This window comes from Promicromonospora sp. NPDC060204 (assembly GCF_042728455.1).
Lineage (GTDB): Bacteria > Actinomycetota > Actinomycetes > Actinomycetales > Cellulomonadaceae > Promicromonospora.
Genome location: NZ_JBHWZO010000381.1, coordinates 1 through 4224, shown reverse-complemented (window position 1 = coordinate 4224; position 4224 = coordinate 1). Strand labels below are relative to the sequence as shown.

The 4224-nt window shown below is 70.6% G+C and carries 5 protein-coding genes; all 5 read left to right on the top strand.

The window, feature by feature from the left end:
• Positions 1 to 219: 219 nt before the first annotated feature.
• A complete protein-coding gene (gene mihF, locus ACFWEJ_RS27615) occupies positions 220 to 531 on the top strand; it encodes an integration host factor, actinobacterial type (RefSeq protein ID WP_020015403.1) in 312 nt (103 codons plus the stop codon).
• Between the two features lie 31 nt (positions 532 to 562).
• Positions 563 to 1129: a guanylate kinase gene (gene gmk / locus ACFWEJ_RS27610; RefSeq protein WP_377232367.1), complete on the top strand. Its 567-nt coding sequence runs from the start codon at positions 563 to 565 to the stop codon at positions 1127 to 1129.
• A 92-nt stretch (positions 1130 to 1221) separates the two neighbouring features.
• The gene (rpoZ, locus tag ACFWEJ_RS27605) at positions 1222 to 1557 is read left to right on the top strand and encodes a DNA-directed RNA polymerase subunit omega (protein ID WP_020015401.1); all 336 of its coding nucleotides are present in this window, start codon (positions 1222 to 1224) and stop codon (positions 1555 to 1557) included.
• Between the two features lie 16 nt (positions 1558 to 1573).
• Positions 1574 to 2836, top strand: coding sequence for a bifunctional phosphopantothenoylcysteine decarboxylase/phosphopantothenate--cysteine ligase CoaBC (gene coaBC, locus ACFWEJ_RS27600; RefSeq protein ID WP_377232366.1), 1263 nt, complete (start codon positions 1574 to 1576; stop codon positions 2834 to 2836).
• Positions 2837 to 2894: 58 nt separating this feature from the next.
• The gene (gene metK, locus ACFWEJ_RS27595) at positions 2895 to 4085 is read left to right on the top strand and encodes a methionine adenosyltransferase (protein WP_377232365.1); all 1191 of its coding nucleotides are present in this window, start codon (positions 2895 to 2897) and stop codon (positions 4083 to 4085) included.
• The last annotated feature ends 139 nt before the right edge of the window (positions 4086 to 4224 follow it).

The window sequence follows — 4224 nt, the reverse complement described above, 5'->3', positions numbered from 1 at the left end:
CTTTGTTGTGGAATGTACTAAATGCCTAAAAGTGCATGTGCATGAGTTTTCACGAAGTGGCGTTCTGCGATTGCCGACCGTTGAGGCGATGGCTACTTTCGATGCAGCAGTTCACACCAGACCGGTTGCGGGCCAGGTCACGGACTTGGGCATCGGGCCCGAGCGAGGACCGGACGTCCCGAGTCAGAAGACCGGTCGAGACACGAGTAGGTGACTTGCGTGGCACTACCACCCCTCACACCCGAGCAGCGTGCGGCAGCACTCGAGAAGGCAGCCGAGGCGCGACGCGCGCGGGCAGAGATCAAGAACAAGCTCAAGTACTCGCAAGGTTCCCTGAGGGAGGTCATCGAGCAGGGCCAGAAGGACGACGTCGTCGGCAAGCTCAAGGTCGTCTCGTTGCTCGAGTCGCTGCCCGGGGTCGGTAAGGTTAAGGCCAGGGCGATCATGGAAGAGATCGGGATCGCCGAGACCCGCCGCGTCCGAGGCCTCGGACCGCACCAGTCGGCGGCGCTCATCGAGAGGTTTGGCTGAGATCAGTACGACACAACCCGCACGGCTGACCGTGCTCGCAGGTCCCACCGCGGTGGGCAAGGGCACGGTCTCCGCCGACGTGCGGGACCGTTATCCGCAGGTCTGGCTCTCCGTGTCGGCGACCACCCGGTCGCCGCGCCCGGGCGAGGTGGACGGAGTGCACTACCTGTTCGTGTCTCCGGAGGAGTTCGACCGCATGGTCGCCTCCGACGAGATGCTCGAGTGGGCGGTGGTGCACGGTCGTAACCGGTACGGGACGCCACGGCGACCGGTCGAGCAGAAGCTCGCCGCCGGGGTCCCCGTGCTCCTGGAGATCGACCTCCAGGGCGCGCGCCAGGTGCGCGACGCGGTGACGGCCTCGGGCCTGCAGGCCCGGTTCGTCTTCCTCGCCCCGCCGAGCTTCGACGAGCTCGTCCGGCGGCTCGTCGGTCGCGGCACCGAGGACTCGGAGGAGCGGGAGCGGCGGCTCGCCACGGCGCGCGTCGAGCTCGCCGCCGAGGAGGAGTTCGACGTCACCATCGTGAACGACGACGTGCACCGTGCCACGGACGCGCTCGTCGCCGTGATGGGTGTGGGTTCCACCACACCGGTCGGCTGACCCGGCGCGCTGCCTGCCACCTCCGGGTGACAGAGCAGGTAGACTCAATCCTCGGACTTTCCCCCGTCACCCAAGACTTCTGGAGCTTCACCATGGCCGGAACCGTCGCCGCCCCTGAGGGCATCACCGACCCGCCGATCGACGAGCTGCTCGAGCGCATCGACTCGAAGTACGGCCTCGTGCTGTACGCGTCCATGCGCGCCCGTCAGATCAACGCGTACTACTCGCAGCTCAACGAGGGCCTCCTGGAGAACGTGGGCCCGCTCGTCGAGACCCGCAACCAGGAGAAGCCCCTCTCCATCGCGATGCGCGAGATCACCCAGGGCCTCCTGACCATCGAGGAGGTCGACCCGGCCGAGGTGCAGGCGCAGGCTGACGCCGCTGCCGCCGCGAAGGCCGAGCAGTCGCTGCCCGAGTTCCCGGCCTGACCCCACCACACCACCGATGAGGATCCTCCTCGGAGTCTCCGGTGGGATCGCCGCGTACAAGGCGGTGCTCCTGCTGCGGCTGCTGCGCGAGCAGGGGCACGCCGTGCGCGTGATCCCCACTCGCGCGGCGCTGGAGTTCGTGGGCGCGCCCACGTTCGAGGCGCTGTCGGGCGAGCCCGTCAGCACCGAGGTGTTCGACGACGTCCCCGGCGTGCAGCACGTGTCGCTGGGGCAGCACGCCGACCTCGTGATCGTCGCGCCGGCCACCGCAGACCTCATGGCGCGCGCCGCCGCGGGGCTCGCGGACGACCTGCTGACCACGACCCTCCTGGCGGCCCGCTGCCCGGTGGTGCTCGCCCCGGCGATGCACACCGAGATGTGGGACCACGCGGCCACCCGCGCGAACGTGGCGACCCTGCGCGAGCGGGGCGTGCACGTGATCGAGCCCGCCTCGGGCCGCCTGACCGGCAAGGACACCGGCCCCGGGCGGCTGCCCGAGCCGGAGGACATCGCGCGTGAGGCGCTCTCGCTGGTCGACCCGTCTCTGGTTGATGCTGCCGCGGCACCGGCGGCCGGACCGGCCGAGAACCTCGACCTCGCCGGCCGGCGCGTCGTCGTCTCCGCGGGCGGCACGCGCGAGGCCATCGACCCGGTGCGGTTCATCGGCAACCGGTCCAGCGGCCGGCAGGGCGTCGCCCTGGCGCAGGCCGCGGCCGCGCGCGGTGCCGACGTGACCCTCGTGGCGGCCAACCTCGCGCAGGACGTCACCGACCAGGTCCTGGCCGGCCCGCGGGCCTGCTCCGTCGTGCAGGTGGAGTCCACGATGGAGCTGCGCGACGCCGTCCGGGCCGTGGGCGCGGAGGCGGACGTCGTGGTGATGGCCGCCGCCGTGGCGGACTTCCGCCCCGCCGTCACGCCCGACGCCAAGATCAAGAAGGTGCCGGGGCAGGGTCCCGCGCCCATCGAGCTCGTCGAGAACCCCGACATCCTCGCGGAGATCGCGCACGACCGGCTGCGTCCCGGCCAGGTCGTGGTGGGCTTCGCGGCCGAGACCGGCGACGCAACCGGCAGCGTGCTGGAGCACGGCCGCGCCAAGGCCCGGCGCAAGGGCGCCGACCTGATCGCGGTGAACGCGGTCGGTGCGGGGCGCGGGTTCGGCACCGAGAGCAACGAGGTCACGATCCTGGACGGGACCGGCGACGTCGTCGGGCTGGCCTCCGGGTCGAAGCGCGAGGTGGCGGACGCCCTGTGGGACGCCGTCGCCAAGCTGCTGCCGTGACCCCCGTCTCACCTGCCAGGATCGACTTCTCGCTGTGCGAGACCGTAGGCTGTTACCCATGAGCGAGCTGCGCCTTTTCACGTCCGAGTCCGTGACCGAGGGTCATCCGGACAAGGTCTGTGATCAGATCAGCGACGCCATCCTGGACGCACTGCTGGAGCAGGACCCCACGTCGCGCGTCGCGGTGGAGACCATGGTCACCACCGGGCTGGTGCACGTCGCGGGCGAGGTCACCACCGAGGCGTACGTCGAGATCCCGCAGATCGTGCGGGACGTGGTGCGCGGCATCGGCTACACGTCGTCCGCCATCGGGTTCGACGGCGACTCGTGCGGTGTGTCCGTCTCCATCGGGCAGCAGTCGCCCGACATCGCGCAGGGCGTCGACAAGGCCCTCGAGATGCGGGACGACACCAGCGACCTCGACCCGCTCGACGCCCAGGGCGCCGGAGACCAAGGCCTCATGTTCGGCTACGCGTCCGACGAGACGCCCGCCTTCATGCCCGTGGCCGGCTGGCTCGCGCACCGGCTGTCGGAGCGCCTGGCCGCCGTCCGCAAGTCCGGCGAGCTGCTGGGCCTGCGCCCCGACGGCAAGACCCAGGTGACCATCGGGTACGACGGCGACCGGCCCGTCGCTGTCGACACCGTGGTGCTCTCCACCCAGCACGACGCCGACGTGCTGCAGGAGAAGCTGCACGTCGAGGTCGCCGAGATTGTCATCGCCCCCGTGCTGGAGTCCGCGGGCCTGGACTGGACCGGTGCCCGGCAGTTCGTGAACCCGACCGGAAAGTTTGTCATCGGCGGGCCGCAGGGCGACGCCGGCCTGACGGGCCGCAAGATCATCGTCGACACCTACGGCGGCATGGCGCGGCACGGCGGTGGCGCGTTCTCCGGCAAGGACCCCTCGAAGGTGGACCGGTCGGGCGCGTACGCCATGCGCTGGGTCGCCAAGAACGTCGTGGCCGCCGGGCTCGCGCGGCGCTGCGAGGTCCAGGTCGCCTACGCGATCGGCAAGGCGCACCCCGTGGGCCTCTACGTCGAGACCTTCGGCACCGAGACCGTGCCCGTCTCGAAGATCACCGCGGCCATCCACGAGGTGTTCGACCTGCGTCCGGCCGCGATCGTGCGCGACCTCGACCTGCTGCGGCCCATCTACCGGGCCACCTCCACGTACGGGCACTTCGGCCGCGACCTGCCCGACTTCACGTGGGAGCGCACCGACCGGGTCGAGGACCTGCTGAGCCTGTTCTGAGGACTCGTGTTCTCCGGGCCGGTGTTCCGGCGGCTCCTGTACTGAGGGCTTCTGTACCGGGGAGGCCCTGAGGTCGGCAGCCCCCTGTTCGGTTGCTTCGAGGTCGGCACTCTGCGTCGAGGTCGGCACAGGCCTGTGC